The organism is Marinobacter salinexigens, assembly GCF_008370345.1.
Classification (GTDB): Bacteria; Pseudomonadota; Gammaproteobacteria; order Pseudomonadales; family Oleiphilaceae; genus Marinobacter; species Marinobacter salinexigens.
Genome location: NZ_VTUU01000005.1, coordinates 173,390 through 194,900 on the forward strand (window position 1 = coordinate 173,390; position 21,511 = coordinate 194,900).

At 53.3% G+C, this 21,511-nt stretch carries 16 protein-coding genes; 13 read left to right on the forward strand and 3 right to left on the reverse strand.

Annotation, left to right across the window (positions count from 1 at the left end):
• Positions 1 to 199: 199 nt before the first annotated feature.
• Genes FWJ25_RS12260 through FWJ25_RS12270 form a run of 3 tightly spaced genes read left to right on the forward strand, consistent with a single transcriptional unit; the run spans position 200 to position 5,014 of the window.
• Positions 200 to 784 (forward strand): TetR/AcrR family transcriptional regulator, encoded by a 585-nt coding sequence (locus FWJ25_RS12260; RefSeq protein WP_011784907.1) that lies wholly within the window; start codon positions 200 to 202, stop codon positions 782 to 784.
• A gap of 23 nt (positions 785 to 807) precedes the next feature.
• Positions 808 to 1,962, forward strand: a complete 1,155-nt coding sequence (locus tag FWJ25_RS12265) for an efflux RND transporter periplasmic adaptor subunit (protein ID WP_149600550.1) — start codon at positions 808 to 810, stop codon at positions 1,960 to 1,962.
• A gap of 1 nt (position 1,963) precedes the next feature.
• The gene (locus tag FWJ25_RS12270; RefSeq protein ID WP_149600551.1) at positions 1,964 to 5,014 is read left to right on the forward strand and encodes an efflux RND transporter permease subunit; all 3,051 of its coding nucleotides are present in this window, start codon (positions 1,964 to 1,966) and stop codon (positions 5,012 to 5,014) included.
• Positions 5,015 to 5,029: 15 nt separating this feature from the next.
• On the opposite strand, the gene FWJ25_RS12275 is transcribed toward FWJ25_RS12270, so the two are convergent.
• Complete coding sequence (locus tag FWJ25_RS12275) at positions 5,030 to 5,764, reverse strand: substrate binding domain-containing protein (RefSeq protein ID WP_306462857.1); 735 nt, start codon at positions 5,762 to 5,764, stop codon at positions 5,030 to 5,032.
• Positions 5,765 to 6,532: 768 nt separating this feature from the next.
• Here FWJ25_RS12275 and FWJ25_RS12280 point away from each other — a divergent pair.
• On the forward strand, positions 6,533 to 7,531 hold the full coding sequence (locus FWJ25_RS12280; protein WP_149600552.1) for a lipid A deacylase LpxR family protein: 999 nt from the start codon (positions 6,533 to 6,535) through the stop codon (positions 7,529 to 7,531).
• A 256-nt stretch (positions 7,532 to 7,787) separates the two neighbouring features.
• On the opposite strand, the gene FWJ25_RS12285 is transcribed toward FWJ25_RS12280, so the two are convergent.
• The gene (locus tag FWJ25_RS12285; RefSeq protein ID WP_149600553.1) at positions 7,788 to 8,684 is read right to left on the reverse strand and encodes a LysR family transcriptional regulator; all 897 of its coding nucleotides are present in this window, start codon (positions 8,682 to 8,684) and stop codon (positions 7,788 to 7,790) included.
• A gap of 143 nt (positions 8,685 to 8,827) precedes the next feature.
• On the opposite strand from FWJ25_RS12285, the gene FWJ25_RS12290 reads away from it, so the two are divergent.
• From FWJ25_RS12290 to FWJ25_RS12305, 4 genes are all read left to right on the forward strand, one after another.
• Positions 8,828 to 10,801: an alkyl/aryl-sulfatase gene (locus FWJ25_RS12290; RefSeq protein WP_149600554.1), complete on the forward strand. Its 1,974-nt coding sequence runs from the start codon at positions 8,828 to 8,830 to the stop codon at positions 10,799 to 10,801.
• Between the two features lie 2 nt (positions 10,802 to 10,803).
• Positions 10,804 to 12,429: a GMC family oxidoreductase gene (locus tag FWJ25_RS12295; RefSeq protein WP_149600555.1), complete on the forward strand. Its 1,626-nt coding sequence runs from the start codon at positions 10,804 to 10,806 to the stop codon at positions 12,427 to 12,429.
• A gap of 445 nt (positions 12,430 to 12,874) precedes the next feature.
• Positions 12,875 to 13,135, forward strand: coding sequence for a hypothetical protein (locus FWJ25_RS19880; protein WP_246166803.1), 261 nt, complete (start codon positions 12,875 to 12,877; stop codon positions 13,133 to 13,135).
• 331 nt (positions 13,136 to 13,466) lie between these two features.
• On the forward strand, positions 13,467 to 14,165 hold the full coding sequence (locus FWJ25_RS12305; protein ID WP_149600556.1) for a PEP-CTERM sorting domain-containing protein: 699 nt from the start codon (positions 13,467 to 13,469) through the stop codon (positions 14,163 to 14,165).
• Between the two features lie 292 nt (positions 14,166 to 14,457).
• Here the strand turns inward: FWJ25_RS12305 and FWJ25_RS12310 are convergent, their stop codons facing one another.
• On the reverse strand, positions 14,458 to 16,074 hold the full coding sequence (locus FWJ25_RS12310; protein ID WP_149600557.1) for a sterol desaturase family protein: 1,617 nt from the start codon (positions 16,072 to 16,074) through the stop codon (positions 14,458 to 14,460).
• Positions 16,075 to 16,229: 155 nt separating this feature from the next.
• On the opposite strand from FWJ25_RS12310, the gene FWJ25_RS12315 reads away from it, so the two are divergent.
• The 5 genes from FWJ25_RS12315 (at position 16,230) to FWJ25_RS12335 (ending at position 20,939) form a co-directional block, all read left to right on the forward strand.
• Positions 16,230 to 17,276, forward strand: a complete 1,047-nt coding sequence (locus FWJ25_RS12315) for an AraC family transcriptional regulator (RefSeq protein WP_149600558.1) — start codon at positions 16,230 to 16,232, stop codon at positions 17,274 to 17,276.
• A gap of 125 nt (positions 17,277 to 17,401) precedes the next feature.
• Positions 17,402 to 18,016, forward strand: a complete 615-nt coding sequence (locus tag FWJ25_RS12320) for a tyrosine-type recombinase/integrase (RefSeq protein WP_149600559.1) — start codon at positions 17,402 to 17,404, stop codon at positions 18,014 to 18,016.
• 500 nt (positions 18,017 to 18,516) lie between these two features.
• Entirely contained in the window at positions 18,517 to 19,020 is a 504-nt protein-coding gene (gene gloA, locus FWJ25_RS12325; protein WP_149600560.1) for a lactoylglutathione lyase, read from the forward strand.
• Between the two features lie 56 nt (positions 19,021 to 19,076).
• A complete protein-coding gene (locus FWJ25_RS12330) occupies positions 19,077 to 19,871 on the forward strand; it encodes a hydroxyacylglutathione hydrolase C-terminal domain-containing protein (protein ID WP_149600561.1) in 795 nt (264 codons plus the stop codon).
• A gap of 105 nt (positions 19,872 to 19,976) precedes the next feature.
• A complete protein-coding gene (locus tag FWJ25_RS12335) occupies positions 19,977 to 20,939 on the forward strand; it encodes a helix-turn-helix domain-containing protein (RefSeq protein WP_149600562.1) in 963 nt (320 codons plus the stop codon).
• The last annotated feature ends 572 nt before the right edge of the window (positions 20,940 to 21,511 follow it).

Consider the following 21,511-nt stretch of genomic DNA (forward strand, 5'->3'; position numbering starts at 1 on the left):
CTCGGCTAACCTGTTGTTTTATTGATTGATGTGCAGCGCGGTTGATGGTTCAAAGTCAGTAATAATGACGCAGTCAAATTTCTTCAATGATAAAGCTTCAGTAGGGCACCTACTTCGGTATACGCCTATATTTTCGGTTTGAAAATAAGTGAACGTTCAATTATTTTAGGCCGACCAATTTGAAGCGTTGAGCAGACAAATGCGGCAAAGAGACGACTCGAAACGAATAGCCTTCCTGGAAGCTACCGTGAGGGAAGTAGCAGATCACGGTTTTTCAGCAACCTCGGTTGGCAAGATAGCCAAGGCTGCGGGTTTGTCACCAGCCACGCTGTACATCTATTACGAAGATAAAGAACAGCTTTTATTGGCGACATTTTATTACGTCAGCGATCAGGTCATTGATGCGGCGCTGGACAGTTTTTCTCGCGGGAAAGATCTGCGTGAAGGACTGCGACGCCAGTGGCACACACTGTTCCGGATCGGCCTTGAGCGTCCGGAACTATTCCGCTACCACGAGACGTTCACGCATTCTGCTTGGATGACTCCCGAGATCCAGGCACGAAACGAAAGCCGAGCCGCAAATCTTTTGAATGCAGTTGATCAGGGAAAGCAATCCGGGCTGATCAAACCGGTACCTTTTCCACTTCTCGAAACGTTTATGTTCCGCCCGATTTACCACCTCGTTCAACGATGCCTGCAAGGGTCGTTCGAAGGTACCGATGAGCATATCGAATTAGCGTTTAATATGGCTTGGGATGCGGTTGCCGATCGTCGGAATACCTAATTTTTTCTGGAGAGTGACGCGTTATGAAATTCAAGATAGTCAGTACCGCCATGCCCTTGAGAGGCCTACAAGCGCTTGCAATGCTTTCGAGCCTCCTGGTGATGGGATGTTCGGCGGAGGCGCCCCCTCTGACACAGCAAACTGTCTACCCGGTAAAGCTCATGACGCTGGAGCAGGCGCAGTCAGGCACGCTCAATCAGTATCCGGGCAGAGTCTCGGCGTCTGACCATTCAGAACTCTCTTTCAGAGTGGGAGGAGAGCTGACGGAGCTGGCCGTTAAAGCAGGCGACACTGTGGGAAAAGGGGAGGTCGTTGCCCGCCTGGACGATCGGGACGCAAGAACCCGCCTGGAAAACGCCCGGTCAAATTTCAATCTGGCACAGGCCACCTTCGAGCGAATGCGAATATCGTTGGAGCGCCAGGCCATCAGTCAGGCCCGTTTCGATGAGGCCGAGGCCGAGTACCTCTCTGCCAGAGCGCAACTGGCCAGCGCGGAGGACCAACTTTCCTATACCGTTCTCAAAGCGCCATTTGATGGCGTCATTTCACGGGTGCCGGTGGATGTCTTTCAGGTTGTATCAGCGCAGCAGGCCATTGCCGAACTGCAACGGCCCGGCTCTATCGACGTCTCGTTCCAGATGCCTGAACAACAGGTCCGCCGCCTTCAACCACAGAGATCCAGGAACGTTCGCGCCAATGGCAACACTATCGCGTGGGTACAGTTTCCCGAGCTTCCCGATAAACGCTACGCCGCGAGCTACAAAGAGCATGACAGCAATGCCTCTCAGGGGTCGCTCAGTTATGAGGTTACCGTAACGCTCCCTGAACCCGAGGACATCACAGTGCTTTCGGGGATGAGCGCGACCGTTCTGCTTGATTACGGCACATTGGCTGGAGAGAGCGCCCCGTCGTGGCTGATACCAACCGCGGCGCTTGTAACACCTGACGCAGAACCCGGCACTAGCGTGGTTTGGCGATACGTGGCTGCTGCCGATGGTGAGAATGGCGATAACACGGGCAGCGTCGAGCCGGTGGATGTCGAGCCGGGTAAGAAAATGAACGATGGCGTGCTTGTTCGGGGAGAGCTCAGCCCGGGCGACAGAATCGTGGTTGCCGGCGCTCACCGGATGAACAGGGATCGTTCGGTCCGTCCCTGGGAAAAAGAGGGCGGGCTCTGAGATGGTCGATTATTTTCTTGATCGGAAGTCCATCAGCTGGATGGTCACGCTGTTGCTTGGGGTTGGGGGCATGTTCGCGTTTCTGGGTCTTGGCCAGCTTGAATTCCCGGAGTTCACGTTACGTTCCGCCTTGGTGACCACCCAATATCCCGGAGCAACGCCTCTTGAAGTCGAGGAGGAGGTTACGCTGCCTCTGGAAAAAGCGATCCAGCAGATGCCGGGCATCGATGACATTACTTCGGTGAACTCGGACGGCTTGTCGCAGATTACTGTCCAACTCAAGAAGACGGTCAGAGAAGGGGAGTTAGACCAGTATTGGGATATCCTTCGGCGAAAGATTAATGATGCCCAGCCTGGTCTGCCACCAGGCGTGAACACGTCCATCGTGAACGATGACTTTGGCGATGTCTTCGGCCTGCTGCTCACGTTGCGTGGTGACGGCTACTCGCTGAAAGATCTTGGTGACCATGCGGATCTCATTCAGCGAGAACTGCGATTGTTGGAGGGCGTCGCAAAAGTCAGTATCGGTGGTCGTGTCGACGAGCAGATGATCGTGTCACTGGACCGTGACCGTATGCGTGCTCTTGGCATCTCGCCAGAATACCTGGCAAGCCTTCTGAATGCGCAGAATACGGTGGGCAACGCTGGCCACCTGCGCAGTGAAGGGCTGTCGTTATCCGTTCAGCCAACCGGTCAGCTTGATTCCGTTCAGGCACTTGAGCAACTGGCAGTTGGAAGCGCTGATTCGGGTATTATCCGGCTCAGCGATCTGGCCGAAGTTCGCAGGGTGACCAATGACTCACCCGCCTTGCTTTACCACTCTGACGGATTGCCTGCTTTGACCATCGGCGTGTCATTTGCAGAGGGCACCAACGTTGTTGATGTAGGTGAGAGTCTCAATGAGGCTTTGAAACGCCTGGAAAAACAGCAACCCATCGGCATGACACTGAACACAGTGTATAACCAGCCTGAAGTAGTCGAGGAGGCAGTATCTGCTTTTCTCATGAACCTTGCTCAGGCGGTGGGCATTGTCATTATTGTGCTTTTGCTGTTCATGGGGCTGCGAAGTGGCCTGCTCATGGGGCTGATCCTGCTGATTACCATCATGGGTACATTCGTGCTTATGGCAATACACGGTATTCAGCTCCAGAAGATTTCATTGGGTGCGCTGATCATTGCGCTGGGGATGCTGGTCGATAATGCCATCGTCGTCACCGAGGGCATGATGATTAGCCTTTCCAAGGGCAAGTCCAAAAGGCAGGCAGCCAAAGAAGTGGTCTCGCAGAACCGGTACCCGCTGCTCGGCGCTACCGTGATTGCCATTACGGCCTTTGCTCCTATCGGCCTTTCACCAGACACCACCGGAGAATTCATTGGCTCCCTGTTCTGGGTTCTGTGCTACTCGCTTTTCCTGAGCTGGCTGACGGCACTCACTCTGACCCCGTTTTTCTTTGATATGTTCTATCCCGACAAGCTCGAGAGTGTCGGGCAGTCATCCGATAACGACCCCTATAAGGGAATTGTTTTCGTCGTCTTCCGCCGCCTGCTGACCTACGCGATTCATTATCGCTTCGTGACATTAACACTTGCGATCGCGCTTCTGGCTGGGGTTCTATCGTTCTCGGGACAGGTTAAGAATGCTTTCTTCCCGAATGCCACAACGCCACTCTTCTTTGTTGACCTTTGGTTGCCCGAGGGCGCCGACATCTTGCAAACCGAAGAGACCGTAAAGCGGCTGGAATCGCGCGTGAATGACATGGACCAGGTCGTTCAGGTGACCAGTGTCACCGGTGGCGGAGCCCAGCGTTTTACGTTGACGTATTCACCGGAGCAGCGATACGCCAGTTTTGGCCAATTGATCGTAGAGACCCGGGATAAGGCGTCGAGAGAGGCCCGTATGGAGGAAGTCATTGAGCAACTGCGTACAGACTTCCCGAACGTGCATTACAAAGTGCAGGCTTTGCAGGTGGGGCCCTCAGCCAAAGCCAGTCTTGAAGCTCGTATCTTTGGAGAAGATCCCGAAGAACTCCGGAAAATCGGTGTGCGCGTGCAGGCAATTTTTGAAAATGAACCTCTGGCCGACAGCGTGCGCTTGTCCTGGGGTAATCGGGAAGCCGTGATCGTACCGGAGTTCCTCGAAGAACAGGCCCGGCGCCTTGGCGTATCTCGCGAATCACTGCACCAGGCGTTGTTGCTGAATAATCAGGGGCAGCAGGTTGGAGTGTACCGTGAGGGGAGCGACCTCATTCCGATCATTATGCGGTCAAGAGAGGAGCAGCGTTTTGACATCGAAAACCTTACCTCGATCAATGTCTGGAGTGAAGAGCAGGGCCGCTATGTCAGCGCGGGCAACGTCATCAATGCCATCAATACGGAACTGCGGGATCCGTTGATAAAACGCAGAAACAGGGAGCGGATGTTGGCGGTTTATGCCGAACCCATGCCTTTGTCGGGGGAGACGGCGGCGAGTGTGCTGGAGAGGATCCGCCCGCAGGTCGACGCGCTGGAGCTTCCCCACGGCTATTCGATTGAGTGGGGTGGAGAGTACGAGACCTCATCCGAAGCTCAGACTTCGCTTTTCTCCTCGCTGCCTCTTGGACTGCTGGGGATGTTCATTATTTCGATGCTGTTGTTCGGTAGCTTCCGACAGGCTCTGTCTATCTGGATGATTGTTCCTCTCATGATGATTGGAATCATTGGTGGACTGGTATTGCTCGGCGCGCCTTTTACATTCATGGCGCTGCTCGGGACTCTGAGTCTGATCGGTATGGTACTGAAGAATGCCATTGTGCTGGTTGAGGAGATCAATATTCAGTTAGAACAGCAGGATGATGCATTCACTGCGGTGGTTGAGGCCGCGGTAAGCCGGGTACGACCTGTGCTTATGGCGGCCGTAACCACCATGTTGGGAATGATTCCTCTGTTCAGCGATGCCTTCTTCGCGAGCATGGCGCTGGTTATCGTGTTCGGTTTGGGTGTTGCAACGGTATTGACGTTAGTGGTGCTGCCAGTGGTGTACTGCACGTTAATGAGAATTTCTTATCATCAATAACGCACCCGCTGTTTTTCAGGCGTCTTTTTTTCCTCCGGACAAGCGATCCGGAGGAAAAAAGCCTCCGGCAATCATTGCATTCATCAGTTCGCCTACTTTTGCACGCAGGTCATCCCTCAACAACCTCATTGCCGGCGTTATTGACTGTCGGGTAGGACAAATCAGCCACAGCTCGGATACCGGCGGCGCATAGTCCGGCATGATTGTGGTGACACGGCCTGCAAGCAGATCATCCGACATATCAAGACACGATTTTATCGCAAGACCGCGACCAGCGACGCACCACCGGCGAACCAGATCGCCATCGTTTGAGGCGCGATCGCCCGTCATTTTGACTCGATATTCCTCGTCTCCGCGTTTGAACGTCCAGAGGTCAAATGGGATGTCCTGCAACTGATAGAACAGCCCGTTGTGGTTCTCAAGGTCATCAGGATGAATGGGGCGACCATGATGCGACAGGTAATCAGGAGATGCGCAAAGCAGGCGCGGCACATCGCAAATTTTGAAGCCATACAGGTTGGTGTCACTGGGCGCGCCGTAGCGAAGCGCCATGTCGACCGAATCCCGGTAAAAGTCCACGTTGGTGTCAGTAATCTGAACTCTGAGGTTCAAACCTGGATGCGTTGCCATCAATTCGTCGATCCAGGGCACAACGCGGTTACGACCAAGATCGGATGAAACCGAAAGCCGGATTTCGCCTGTTACAGAGTCAAATTCAGATCGAAGGTTCTGTTGCGCCTGGCTCAACAAGTCAATCGCTTGCTTGCAGTAAGGCGAGAGGATTCGAACCTCTGACCTCTGCCTCCGGAGGGCGCCGATTGGGGTCGGTTTGGAGTGAGGTCGGTGGGTCTAAATCGTTGTTCGTCAGTAACTTGCAGGCTGGGCGGAAGTTCAAAAAAGTTCTGTTAACACCGCTAGTTACACGTTTTATCCCAAGTTTTGGCACGCATTTGTCAGGTTTGAGATGGCTCTACCTGGACAGAATGACCACTGCCCCAGCTGCTTAATTTCTAGCTTTACAGTTTACTATGCGAACTTCAAGCTCAAAAAAAGTGTCTGGTTTTGATTGTCCAGAATCGGACAGCAGTCCAGCGGGAAGTCCGAGAGCCCGCCTGTAGAAAGCTATATGTTGCGCGAGAGTATCACCCATCGGCACTCGTTAACAGTCAAGGCTTGGCCGCACCAGAGTTTATCGCGAATAACGGGGGATGATTCGGCTAATCACAGAGCTGACACTCGGGGAGATTGGAATAAAGTGTAGTAATTCAGACTACCGACAGCTAAAGAGCCGGTATCTGTCGGTCGATTGACTACGCTGGACTTTTCCAAGTAATCGGGTGTTCTTATCTCAGTCCGGCGGCACGTTAATCCGGAGGAGCTGACCGCGTCGATGGGAGGAACTCGAAAAACGGAGGAAAGCCACTTAGTCTGCACATCTGGATTGAGTGGCCGTTGTAACAGGTCTGACCCGACATTAGGCCTGCTCATTACTTTTAGTTTCAACCGGAGAGACTGGATTTGAGTCGTCGCTGCGAATGTGCTTTCCTGCTGTCTTTCGCTATGAGTGTTTTCCCAACCAGCCTGAAGGCAGAGGTTGTTAACCTGTCCTGGGATAACGACCTGCTTACCGGAACCGATCGTGGCTATACAAACGGGGTACGCTTGTCGTATCTGACGGACACTGCTGACGAGAACTATGGAAAGCCGGCAAGATTTGCCCGGGTTCTGCGTGATGAGCTGCACTTTCTGCCAGGTATTGGGACTGCCGATTCAAAGCAGGCGGTAAGCCTGAGTTTGCGGCAATTGATGGTTACGCCTGAAGATATTACGGTTGAAGGTCCGCAGTTCGACGACATTCCCTATGCCGGCCACCTGTCGCTCAGCGGCACACTATGGAGCTGGAACGCCGATACGATTACCGGCTTTGGTGCTCACATTGGTGTTATTGGGCCCGAAAGCGGTGCCGAGTCGGTTCAGAAATGGGTGCACAAAGCCACGGGAAGCGACAAGCCGCAAGGGTGGGGGAATCAGCTTGGAACCGATGTGGTGGGTGGCATACAGGCTGCGCATGGCCGAAAACTGTTGCAAGCCGGGCAGGGCGGCAACATTGAACAGCGTGTGTCGGTGATCGGATCCGGACTACTGTCGAGTTTTCGAACCTCCGCTAAAACCGGGTTGGTCTGGCAGCTTGGCAGACACCTTCCAACAAATTTTGTGCCGGACTACGCTGGTACCTCCTCAACCATCGCTTTGCCGGGCTCGTTCAAGGATTCAGGCAGTAGCTGGTCCGTGTATGTGGGACTGGGCGTGGAATATGTAGGTTATTCTTACATCGATGACAATGCCGGGGCTTACCGTTTCGACGAAGGGCCGCTGATCGGCCAGCTCGGTCTGGGCGCTACCTGGCAGTGGGATCACTTTCTGGCCGCGGTCACATTGCGTGCCTCGACCAGCGAAGACGAGCGCCATAAAGACAACTTCAGCTTTGGAACACTGTCAGTTTCTTGGGCAATATAGAAAGGTCGGTTTTGACCGTTGCTTACGGGATGTGGTGGCGCTTGTTCCCGCTGTTTAAACAAAAGCGAACATTCGGGTAAGGGCTTTCCTGCAGCGCCTCCAAGCCCATCACAGCCATTTCATCCGATGCTTGGCGGAGCACATTACAGACGATGAATGATTACGTGACAGAGATGTCCATGCTCCGATAAGCCATTTTTTTATGACTCATGTGAAGCGTGATCTTCGTGTAAAGCGGATGGCTTTCATCAGCAGTTCAGTTCAGATTCGCGAATTCCAGAATCATGGCGTGAAACTTCCCTGCCGCCGGTGAAAGCGGCCGTCCGCGTCGATGCAGAATACCGTAACGTGTCCGCAAAGTTTCGATGCCGCTTACGGCAATAGTTGCCACCTGTCCGCTGGCAAGCAGACCAGCTACCACGGGCCTCGGTGCGATACTGACCGCCTTGCTGCCAGCAACAATGGACGCAAGCATGGCGATGTTGTCACACTCGATTCGACGTTTCAGTCCACCTTTTTGGGCGCTTAGCGCCTGGATATTGCGCTCTACATCGTCAGGGAGGCGAGTCATGGCCAGGGGAAAATCGAGCAAATCCCCCCATGCCAGCGTTCTTTTCCGGGTCAGAGGATGATCAGGCCGACAAAACACAACCACCTCTGGTTGTGGCAGTTGGACGAGGTCCAAATCCGGATCACCAGACAGTTCGCCGGCGTCGGCCACGAAAAGCTCCAGCTCATGGTCCAGGAGCGCAAGTCGTAGATCCTGCCAGTTGTCTGTTCGAATGTTCAGGCGAATTCCCGGGTACTGATCCGCAAAGCGGGCACACACTCGATCCATCAATGCCAGCGCCGGGTAAGGGCCGGTACCAATACTCAATTCACCTGTCTCAAGCTCGTCGATGGCCTCGACTTCCTGCCTTAGAGACTCTGCGGCGGCCAGCAGACCCCGGACATGGGGTAGAGCGGCCCGCCCGTGGGCGGTCAAAACCACCCCGAAGCGTCCCCGATCAAAAAGCCTTGCCCCTAATTGGCGCTCGAGCTCCTGGATGCTGCGGCTCAGTGCCGGTTGAGACAGGTGCACGACCTCGCAGGCGCGAGCAAAGCTGCCGCACTCAACCAACGCCATGAAATGCCGGATGTGCCGTGTGTCCATGCCAATACTTATATGCGGTTTGCGCATGGAAAAGCAAGAAACATTGCATTGGATAAGCTGAAAGTCCCGCTTCATACTTCAGTTACCTGGCGCACGATTCAACGCCAATAAAACCCGCGTGCCGCCAAAAGAGGAGATTCCCGATGCTACCCCGATTCAAGAAGGCCATGCTGGCAGTGTTAGGTGCCAGTTTACTGTTCGCAACGATCGCTCAGGCCGAGACTTCCAAGCCGGCAACCGCGGTGACAGCACAGGTTAACCGGGCAGTACTGACCGAGCTTCCGTTTGCTGACACGGGATCATTTGAAGATGCGCGCCGTGGTTTTGTGGGTGCGCTGCCGAATGGCCGGGTAATGGGCGAAGAGGGTCATGTGGCCTGGGACATGGAGCCCTACGCTTTCCTCGATGCCGATTTTGTTCCGGATTCCGTCAACCCAAGCCTGTGGCGCATGGCGCAACTGAATGCGATCCATGGGCTGTTCGAAGTGGTTGAAGGCATGTACCAGGTTCGAAACATGGACCTGTCCAATATGACCATCATTGAGGGCGATAGCGGCCTTATTGTCATCGATCCCCTGCTGACGCCTGCCACGGCCCGCGCCGCTCTGGAGCTCTATTACCAGCACCGGAGCAGAAAGCCTGTTGTGGCCGTGCTTTATACACACAACCATGCGGATCATTTCGGGGGTGTGAAAGGCGTGGTGAATGAGGAGGATGTCCGGGCCGGGAAGGTTCGGGTCTACGCGCCGGAAGGATTCATGGAGCACGCCATCGCTGAAAACGTCATTGCCGGCAATGCCATGACTCGCCGCGCCACCTACCAGTTCGGCGCCGGCCTGGCTCCGGGCGTGAGAGGCCATGTCGACACCGGTCTTGGTAAGGCCCTGGGTAGCGGTGGGCTCAGCCTGATTGCACCCACGGACACGGTGCCGGACAACGCGACTCTGACCATTGATGGTATCGAGATCGAATTCCAGATGGCCCATGGCACCGAGGCGGAATCGGAGATGATGATGTATTTTCCGCAGTTCCGGGTGCTCAACACCGCCGAGATTACCAGTCAGCAACTGCATAACATCTACACCATCCGCGGAGCCGCCATCCGGGACGCCAGCGCCTGGTCCCGGTTCATTGACAAGGTGCTGGTACGCTTTGGTGATCGTGCGGATATTCTGGTGGCCCAGCATCACTGGCCGATCTGGAACCCTGAGGACATCCGGCATTTTCTGGAAGTTCAAAGGGATCTGTACAAGCACATTCACGATCAGACGGTTCGTATGATGAACCGTGGCATGTTGCCCGGCGATATTGCCGAAAACCTGCAGTTGCCAGAAGGCCTGAACCAGGAATGGTCGGCGCGCGGCTATTACGGCACCGTCAGCCACAATGCCCGCGGCGTATATCAGCGCTATATGGGCTGGTACGACGCCAATCCCGCCAATCTCAACCCGCTGCCGCCGCGTGAAGAATCCAGGCGCACCATCGACTACATGGGCGGTGAGGCAGAAGTGCTCCGCAAGGCCCGCAAAGACTTCGCCAACGGCGACTACCGCTGGGTTGCATCGGTCATGCGAGATCTGGTGTATGCCAACCCCGAGAACCGCGAAGCGCGAGAGCTGGGGGCGGACGCTCTGGAGCAGCTTGGCTACCAGGCTGAGGCGGGAACCTGGCGTAGCGCCTACCTGGTTGGCGCGCACGAGCTTCGCCACGGAGTGATTACGCCAAAACATGTGGGTCTGCAGCCGGATCTGATGCAGGCACTGGAAACCAGCATGTTTTTCGATGCCATGGCGGTCAAGGTCGACCCGGAAAAAGCGGCTGGAAAGCACCTGGTGATCAACTGGTCGATCACTGACCAGGGTGAGGATTTCCGGCTCAACCTGCAGAATGCCACGCTGACTCACCGGTCAGGGGAGCTGGACGAAGGAGCGCACGCCAGTGTGAGCATGCCCCGGGCGGTACTCGACAATATCCTTTTGCAGAGAACCAGTTTCCCGGAGGCAGTGCAGGCAGGCGAGATCCAGGTTGAAGGCTCGGTAGACGCTTTCTTTAGCCTGCTGCAAATGCTTGAACAGCCGCAGGCAAACTTCGCCATCATTGAACCGGTGGAGAAGTAACAATGAACGAAAGCTTTGATTACATCGTGGTCGGTGCCGGCTCTGCCGGCTGTGTACTGGCAGACCGCCTGTCAGCCGACGGCCGATATTCGGTCTGCGTGCTGGAGGCCGGGCCCGGCAAGAGCTCGTTCACCATCCGGACACCGGGCGCTTTTGCCGCCCATATGTTCATCAAGACATTCAACTGGGCGTTCAACGCCCGGCCCGACCAGAACCTACGCGGTGGCCAGCCTTTGTTTACCCCTCGTGGCAAGGGGCTGGGAGGAAGCTCGTTAATCAACGGTATGTTGTATGTGCGAGGCCAGAAAGAAGACTACGACGAGTGGGAGGCCCTCGGTAATGGAGGCTGGGGCTATCGCGAGATGTTGCCTTACTTCCTGAAATCGGAACACCATGAGACCCTTTCCGGAAGCCCATATCACGGCAAAGGGGGCAACCTTTATATCAGTGCCCCGGAATCGGCCGAATACCCGATGTCTGAGGCCTTCGTGGACGCGGCGCGGCAGGCTGGATTTACCTATAGCAGTGATTTTAACGGCGCCCGGCAAGAGGGTGTTGGGTATTTCCACCTGAACATCAAGAATGGCCGCCGGTTTGGTGCTGCCGATGCCTATCTCAAGCCCGCGATGAATCGCCAGAACCTCACCGTGCTGACCGAAGCAACGGTGAAAAAGCTTGTGCTCGAGGGGAAGCGAGCCGTTGCTGTAGAGCTTCGTCACAAGGGCAAAGACCGGGTGTTACGTGCAAATCGGGAAATCATACTCAGTGGCGGGGCGATCAACTCACCACAGATACTGCAGCTCTCCGGTATCGGCGACCGCGACACCCTGAAGAAACTGGGTATTCCCTGCCTGCACGACATGCCGGGCGTGGGCAAAAACCTGCAGGAGCACGTAGATGCCTGCGTGCTGGTCTCTAGCCGAAAGAACAATGGCTTCACGGCCTCGCCCGGTGGCCTGCTGAAAATGCTCCCGGATACGATCCGATACATCGTTAGTAAACAGGGCAAACTGGCAAAATCCATCACCGAGGCTGGCGGCTTCATCAGGTCCAGTGACCGCGTTGATCGCCCGGATGTTCAGCTCCACATGCTGCCGCTGCTGTTTGATGATAGCGGGCGGGACCTGAAACTCATGTCAAACCCCGGTTATTCCGTGCATGTCTGTGTGCTCCGGCCGAAGAGCACAGGCGCCGTGACCATCACATCGGCGGATCCGTTTGCTGCGCCGGACATCGACTACAATTTCTTTGCCGATCCCGATGACAGCAAAGTGATGGTAGATGGTATCCGCCAGGCCCGCCGGATTCTTGCCGCGAAGGCGTTTGACGAGTATCAGGGGGAGGAAATCCAGCCGGGCGCAGACTGTCAGTCAGACGAGCAGATCATTGAAAAGGTGAAGGAAAAAGTAGGCCTGGTGTACCACCCGGTGGGCACCTGCAAAATGGGCACTGACGAGATGGCGGTCGTGGACCCAAAGCTCAGGGTGCACGGCCTCGAAGGCCTGCGTGTGGTTGATGCGTCCATCATGCCGCGGTTGATCAGCGGTAATACGAACGCGCCTACAATTGCCATTGCCGAAAAGGCTGCTGACATGATTATCGAACAGGCCGTGGGTTTGGACAACTGATCGCTTTTGTGCAAACCATTCGTGTCATTGTGTCTCCTTGAAGTGGCACCGGGTCGCCCCTGAAAAGCTTCGGGAAAACGGGTCAAAAGACGAAACGATCTGACAGGGGTACTGACTAAACCGGAAAGCACTCCGGCTCTAATTACGCTCGAAAAACAACAAAATAACAAGAAGGTATGGAACAGTGATGTTGCTGACTGGTTTTGGACTTGGTTGCCTGTTACCCCTTTTCGTGGTTACGTTGCGGGATTTTCGGCACTTGCTGGTTGGCCAGATTTTTCTGTTGGTGATCATAGCCTCTGCGGCATTTCTGGTTGATCCTTTGGTCCCGATCGAATAGCGCTGGATTACCTCTAACCTGCAAACCACGTTGCCGGCGTTGTTCTGGCTGTTGTGTCATCTGATTTTCGCTCCGCGACTGCGATTATTGTCGGTTTGGGGTGCAATGGCGCTGTATAGCTTCCTTGCGCCTGCACTGGCGCGACCGTTCGTGGCGCCGGGTGATGTGTTAACACCCGAGGTGTTCTTCGGTTGGCGGCTGGGCCAGTTCTTTGAATACGTTGTGGTCCTACATGGCCTCAGCCTGGTAATCCGGTATTGGCGAAACGATCTGGTGGAAGCCCGCAGAAAGGCTCGCCTGGCCTTTCTTTTCATTGTTGGCAGCGCGGTGGGTGTTGCAATTGAGAGTGTTTCTCTATCCGCCTGAATGTCCACTTTGCGACCTAAGCACCTAAACAGAAGCGAACATCCGCACTCGCCTCATCTATGGAGGAATGAGTTTACGCCTCATTTTTGAATAACCCCACTTCAAAAGCAGTGCAGAGCCAATCAACCTCGCGTGGGTGTGCGTGTAAGTCGCTGTGAAGCTACGATTAAACCAAGTTCGATGCTATCTCACATTGGAAATGTCCCCAGTCGCAGAATAGAACCCGTCTGAGTTAGGACAACTTCGTAACTCTGCACGGGGATTTTCACGTTATGCGTTTATTCCGTGTCTATAATGAGGGTTGCCACAAAATCATTTCAGGGACGTTAAGATGAAAAAATTAGCAAGTATGCTTCTCGCCTCAGTGTTTTCTACTTCCGCCATCGCAGTTCCAATAACTGTAGAGTTCAGCGGTTCGATTTATCAGTCTGATAACCTCACTAGCGCCCCCTACTACGACCCCTCTGAGGATTGGTCAACCGAGCTGTCTGATCTCTTTAAGCTTGGCGGTGTCATTAGTGGTCATTTCTACTACGAATCAGAGGCAACACCGAGCCAGGTTCTCGGATCAGGTGGGGACATACTTGCTGAGTACAGCCTTACCGGATTCGATATTCAGTATGAGAGCTTCAGCGGTGGAAGTACGGGAGGAACACTTACCATCGACAACGGCTACTATGGCGATTGGGACCAATATGTAGTTTGGACAGATACTGATGACGGGATTTGGGGTACAGGTACCACCGCATCCCTTGGCTATTTTGGTTTGGGTGTCTACGACTATACCCAGACTCTGTTAAGTGACAACAGTATTCCCCTGTTTGCGCCGGATATTGATACCTATTGGGACAGCATGATCATGCTTGGCTTTTATGAAGACCCTACTCTACCCAACGAGGGCACATATATTGTCAACGCGACGGTTACAGAGCTAGGTATCGTGACTGAAGTTCCGGAACCCTCGACCGCTTGGCTGCTCACACTCGGCCTCTCACTGATGTTCATTAAAAGAAAACGGAGTTCGAAGTGAATAGCCTCAGGAAAGATCGACCCAATGTTTGATTCGTGGTTGTAAACATCCCTGTTTCAGTTGCACCGCTGATTAGAGTTTTCCGCCCATTGGTGATTTGCCAGGTATCCATATTGCGTCTGCCCTTCAAGTGAATCTTGGAAAGGAAACGGGGTGACGCCCGCGGCTCGGGAAAAGGTCTACTTTTGGTCGATCTGAATGTTCGCTTTGCGACCTCCTGCGCTGTTTCTCCAAATAACTGTTCGCGTAGACTCCCATCTGATCAGGCCTGCCTCCTGGCGCTGTGTCCATTTCAATTTGGCCCTACTGGTAGCGTTTCGATAGTCTCTTTAAACCTTTTCAAAGACTGTTCTGATTTTTGCTCAATTGCGCCTTTGAAATGCACGACATTGGCCAATACAAGCGGGAAGTTTGGCATGGTGTATCGTAAAGTGCGTTCGAATTCGCTGTGCCCGTTGTCGAGTGCTTTGAAGCGGTAAGCCAATTCGATTTCGACATCATTGTCCAGATTGACACCTCGTACGCGCCATTGGTTTTCAGCTGAATTGGCGATGACTTCCCAGCTGACACGACTGCGGCCCATGGGTGTATCGATTACTTCATGGAAACGGTCTCCTGCCTCCAGAGGGCCCTGATTCTCTACTTGTACCACAGCGGATTGCGGGTGCCACTCGGGCCAGCGACTGACCGTACGGGCGTAATCCAGAGACTGGCTCGCAGGCCGCTCGATAACGATGGTATCGACAACCGTAGTCGCCACAGGAATAGACCAAAGGTTGGCGGCAAACAAGAGCATCAATGGCATACGAAGCCATTCGATCCAACGGTAACGGTCGTGACCTTCCAGAAGATCGTTGGCAATCACGAGGCCGCTCACCACCAAGAGCACGCCGGCGGCCAACTGCATTGCCGACAGCTGAGGCGAAAGGAAGATGAAGATCGTGGAAACCACAAAGGTCACGACCATGGCGAAGGCAACGTAAGCCTTCTTGCCCCAGGTGGTCTGAGGGTCATATTTTGGACGGTCTGCAGACCCATTTTTTTGCATGCCCGGATCGGCAGCATCCATCGCCAGGCAATCGTCCGGGCGCCAGCCGGTCGGCCGGAACCACAGCATAATCTTGTCCTGCCAGCGTGCCGTTGTGCGGCTGTCCTTTGCCAACATTGACCAGTGCTGAAGGTTAGCTTTGATGGGGTTAAGGGTGTCCAGAGGGCGCGTGGTGCCATAGTGGCATGGATCCGAGGCGAGCTCGGGCTGCCAGGTACCGAAGAGGCGATCCCAGATCACCAGAGTTCCACCATAGTTTCGGTCGATATAGATCGGATTCTTTGCATGGTGCACCCGGTGGCTTGAGGGTGTAGACATAAAGCCTTCAATCAGCGGAATCCGTTTAATACTCTGGGTGTGAAGCCAAAACTGGTACATCTTGAGAAGGATGAACTGCATTACAAAGACCACAGGCGGACATCCCAGCAACGCCAATGGCAAGTAGAAAAGCCATGAGAATGCATACTGAAAGGCACTCTGACGAAGAGCTGTCGTGAGGTTGTATTCTTCGCCCTGGTGGTGCCCGACATGCGCGCCCCAGAGGAAGTTGATCTCGTGCGCCACCCGATGGAACCAGTAGTAACAGAAGTCGACACCAAGAAAGAAAACCACCCAGGTAATTGGATCGTTCACGGCAAATTCGAACAGCCGGTGGTTATCCCACAACCAGATAAACACGGCAAAAGTGTAGGCCTTAAGCAAGGCATCGGAAATTAGAAGTAATAGCCCCATCGACAGACTGTTCACGCTGTCATTAAAGCGATGGAGGCTCCGGCCCTGAAGGCGGAGAAGTGCATACTCGGCCAGCATCAGGATCATGAAAAGAGGAATGGCCAAGCCATTTATATTGTAGTCACTCATACCACGGGCCCTCATTGGGAATGGGTTGAACGCTCCCATTTTTGGCTTTTCGCCGACATATATCAGTGACTGGCCGCGACGATTACTGACATTAAGCGACAAATTATGGGTACTATGGGTTACGTTTTCTGTTAGCCAAATGTTTAGGGCCCGCCGTGAGTCATCTTTCCATTGCCAATGTCTGGATCAATTCACTCCTGCGAACCTTCCATAAACTGGGAGTCAATGTGGATGCTATCGTTGCGGGGCTACCTGGATTTGAGGAAGGCCCGCTCCACCATCGTGGTCGGCTCGACCTGATTTCGGCCCGTCAGCTCTGGCATAACGCAGCTAATATGTCGCAAGACTCACTACTGGGGGCACGTATCGGCCAATTACAGGACTATCGAAGCATTGGTGTACTTGCCCCTCTTCTTTGGCACTCCCCTTCGGTTGGCCTGGCACTGAAGCATGTGGCCACGTTTCAAACCCTTATCAGTGAGAATGGCGTATTTAAGTACGAGGTGGATTCGGTGGAGAGTGGCAAATCAGCACGGCTCTATTGTCGTTATGAAGAAACCCCAGCGGCATTGCCGGCTAACGCGCAACAAATCCTTTCAGTGACGGCTGGAACCATTCAGTACATTCGCGACTTATTTGACCAACAAGCCACAGTGCGCCAGATGGTTGTGCCGGACGGGCTGGCGTCAACCAGACGGGCGTTGTCAGAGCTACTACAACTGCCCGTGGCCACTTCTACGGAAGGCTTTGGGTTTGGGCTAGAGATCACTGACATAGATCGGCCCATTGCAGGTTGCGACGACAACCTCTACCAGCTAAGCCTCGACTACGCTACCAGGCTTCTCAGCGCCAAACAGAAAGGTTCAGAGCAACTGTTCCGGATTCGTGGCTATATTGCCAATCACGGCCTTGCACAAACGGGCCTGGCGCCTTGTGCTGCAGCCCTCGGCTTGCATCCTCGCAACCTGCAGCGACAGCTGGCGGAGCAGGGAACCAGTTTCCGACAATTGAAAGAAGAAGTTTTGAAAGACGTCATTCTTCGTGAGTTGAATCAACAAACGCCACTGGAAAAGATTTCCGATAAGTTGGGTTACTCCGAGTCCAGTGCGTTTTACCGAGCCTTCCGGAGCCTGTTTGGACTTTCACCGAGTCAACTGTCTAAGCATGACTATCTAGGCCCGAGGTCTAACCTCGAACGGTGAGTGCCTTTCCGAATGAGAGCGTTTCTCTATCCGCCTGAGTGTCCGCTTTGCGACCTGGCTGGCCAGCAGAAAACAATATTCTGAACCATACTTAAAGGCCTTTACCCTCCAAAGAGGGCCACGTCATGACATTTCCTATCAGCAAAGCTCCCTGGAACAAGGGAAAGCTCGTTGGCCAGAAGCTGCCGCTCAAACTCGAACAAATATGGGCTATCCGGATTCGGTTGGAGATTGCAGAGAACATCCGCGAGCTGGCGATGTTCAACATGGCAATTGACTGCAAACTCCGATCCTGCGATCTGGTAAAGCTATTGGTTCGAGATATTTCCAGAAACGGTGAGGTTCTGGACCGGGCGCAAGTCATCCAGCAGAAGACTAGTCAGCCTGTTCAGTTTGAGATAACCAAAAAGACGCGCGAATCGGTCGAGGCATGGATCGAGTTGCGCGGACTTTCGGGTATGGATTATTTGTGGCCGAGCCGGATGCGAAAGTTCGACCATATCACTACTCACCAATACGCCCGTCTTGTCAAAAAGTGGATTACCAGCATCGGACTTGACCCTTCAGTCTACGCAACCCATTCAATGAGACGCAGCAAAGCGACATTGATCTACAAGAAGACCAAAAATCTTCGAGCCGTTCAGTTGCTGTTGGGACACACGAATATGTCGAGCACCGTGCGGTACCTTGGTGTGGAGGTTGAGGATGCTCTGGAGATAGCCGAGAGTATTGAGATCTAAAGCGTAACTTGGCTCCTTGGTCGCTGGATGTTGCAGACGCTGTCAGATCCGGTTGATGAACACCTTCGGGTTTCGATCAGGCTCCTTCAGTCGTAAACAAAAGCGAACATTCCAGAACCATCCATTCCCAGCCAGTTTTCCTTCGGCGCCTCTCTTATATCCACTATTTTCAGAATTCAGAAATTTACGATCGAAGTGGTTTCGAGCAGTGAGTCTGGTTGAAAGAACGGTCTGTCGCTAACGTTGATGATCTGCTCGCCTGAAAAGCGTTTTTTATGTTCACCCCAGCAATCGCTTGAATGCGGGTATTGGTGAAATCCTCGATGGTTGGAACTGGAAAGAAATCTACCAAGGTCAGCATGTGTTGCTCCCAATCTGGTCGTTCGGCGTAGAGTGACGCACTGACAGTCAACCCATCGCTCACGCAGAGTTAAGATAAACTCCTCCATTTGGTAGATCATCATACGTTTACAGCCAGCAACAGAGACGGTCTTAACGCAATGAGTGAAACTTCAAAGTACATCTTCAATCAAACCATGATCAGAGTTCGCGACCCCGGAGTATCGGTCGCATTTTATCGTGATGTTTTAGGGATGACTCTTCTCAATAAATTCGACTTCCCGGAGATGGAGTTTTCACTATATTTTCTTGCCTATCAGGACAATAGTTCCTCGCCTATCCCGTCAGATCCTCTCGGTAAGGCAGAGTATGTTTTCAAGCAGAAAGCGACCCTTGAGCTTACTCACAACTGGGGGACTGAGAAAGACGCCGATTTCTCTGGGTACCACAGTGGAAACAGTGAACCCAAAGGCTTTGGTCACATTGGGATCACTGTGCCTGATGTCCATGCGGCCTGTGCCCGTTTTGAAAAGTTGGGCGTTGACTTTGTGAAGCGTCCAGATGATGGGAGCATGAAAGGATTGGCGTTTATTAAAGATCCGGACGGTTACTGGATTGAAATTCTGGCAGCGCGTTCTTTGGCAGAAATGATTGCTTCGACCTAGCGTGTATGGGCCCAGGCGTCTATGCCAGAGCAAACCACCGGTAAGGCGATACAACTATGAAAATAATAAGACACTTCGTCGATAACGCACTCAGAAATTACAACTACCTTATCGCTTGCGAGGCCTCAAGATTCGCAGTGGCCGTTGATCCGCTCGATACCGCTGGCTTACTGAAGATTGCGGCGGAACACGGATTGTCAATTTCACATATCATCAACACACATGAGCATTCCGATCATATTGCCGGGAACCCCACGCTCAAGCGAGCGACCGGTGCCGTTATCTCCGCTCATAGTCATGCAGCAAAGCTCATACCGGGCGTCGATAATGCATTGAACGATGGGGATCAAATCACTTTAGGAAACCTTGATTTCCGAGTCTTGCATACACCAGGACACACCGCAGCGCATATATGTCTGTTGGTCAGTAACGACGGCGGCACTTCAACGCAGGCGTTGTTTTCAGGCGATGCACTATTCAATGCAGCGGCGGGGAACTGCAAAAATGATGGAAACGTTCATCAGTTATTCGATTCCTTCGAACGAGTATTTAGCCAGCTGCATGATGATGTATTACTTTATCCTGGGCATGACTACCTTTTGAATAACCTGAACTTTGCATTGAGTTGTGACCCACTCAATAAAGTTGCAAGGAGGCTGCAGGCAAAGCTCGAATCGGCCACTGGCCATACGGCGCCTGTCATGAGTCTTGGCGATGAACGTCAATACAATCCCTTCCTGCGTCTAACGGATTCTGCCGTGCAAGAGAAAGTGAGTGAGGCGTTTCCGGCTACCTCTTTGTCTCCACGGGATATTTTTGTTGGCTTGAGAAAGCTGAGAGATGCCTGGTAGCAGTGGTTATTAAAGATTCAGTCAAAGATCAATGTGCAGTTTGTCACACTCCGGCCAGGAGTCTAATGTAAGGTTAGTTGGAGATAACAAGAAAGGAGTCTGAAAATGTTTCAGACGCAGAATGTAAGTGCCTTATCCGAGTCTCAAAGCCCGATTCCATACGATGAGTGGACTGAAAAACTAAAATCGGTGTATGGGCTCTGGAACCCCAGGGCAAACGTGCCCGCTGACTTCACGGCAAAAGTTGCATATCGCTCCAGCGGAAACTTTGAGGTGGTAACCTGCGTATGCGATCCGTGCGGCGCTACCCGCCATGCGAAGGAAATAGCCGGCGATGATATCGAGACACTGGCTATGCAACTCGTTCTTTCCGGGCGGGAAAGGTTCACTATCGATTCGAAATGCCATGAGTTGATGCCTGGTGATATTCTTTTGTGGAATACAACCCGCCCTATGGAATTCGATGTTACTGAAAAGCTCCACAAAATATCGGTGCTTATGCCCTTGGCCCGCCTTCGCAGCTGGCTGCCGGGTTCCTGGTATTTGATCGACAGCAAGTATTCTAAAGATTCAACCACGGCAACTATGCTTTGTTCGCTGATACAAACCATGACGCCAGAATTTTTATCAGGGAAGCTTGAGAACAGCGAAGCGTTGACGGACGCCATGATTGGCACACTGGTTAGCACTTTGGGACCGGCGATTAGCTTGGGAGAGTGTTATGAGCGTCAGCAGCTTATCCAGATCAAGCAGTTTATCGATAAGCATTTGAGTAATCCCGAACTGTCACTAAAATACATCGCATCCGCCCACCGTATTTCATTACGGCACCTTCATTCGCTGTTCGAATCTGAGGGCCAGACAGCGCTTCAGTATATCATTCACCAACGTCTGCTTCGTTGTCAGCGAGATTTATCGAATCCGGGCATGTCACGGCGTACGATCACGGAAATAGCATTGAGCTGGGGGTTTCAGCACTCCACCCACTTTAGCCGGCGCTTCAAAAGCGAATTTGGTGTGACTCCCCACGATTTTCGGCATGACCCTGGTATTGCGCTCTCCCGCTGAAATGACACAAGTGATGGAATTCTCGATCACTTCCAGATACCTTTAGCCTCCTACTTGATCACCACACCAATTTGTCACGTTATTGGTGCCAACCGCTGATTTTAAGAGTCTGCACTGATGGTGCCAAGGCCGTGTTGGACGTGTCCCAGTCCACATAATCTGTCGGAAGATCGCGAGCCAAAGTAGTCGGGCTCTCGTTGATCGGTAATACCGTAATGGGAACCGTGCTCTAGCTCTTGCTCGTATTTGTCACAAAGGTGCTCGTTGGTTCGGCTAATGCCGACGCCTTGGGCGGCGCAATGAACCAGTCGCCGTCCTAGCTCAATGTCGATCTGGCTGAGCGCGCTGCAATTTTGATCGTTCTGGCGATAGCACTGTCGTGTCCTACTGCTACTGTCTCGATGAGCACGTGTTACACGAGCCGTCTGTGGTCGGGTCGCTCCATAGGAACGCTCTCGGGTTCATCGATTGGTTCGCACTGATCGTGCTGCTGTACGTCGTCGCCTTCGACTCCTACGGCCTGCCGAGGTCCGCTAATGAGGCGGCTGGCACTGGTATCGACCGTTAAGTAT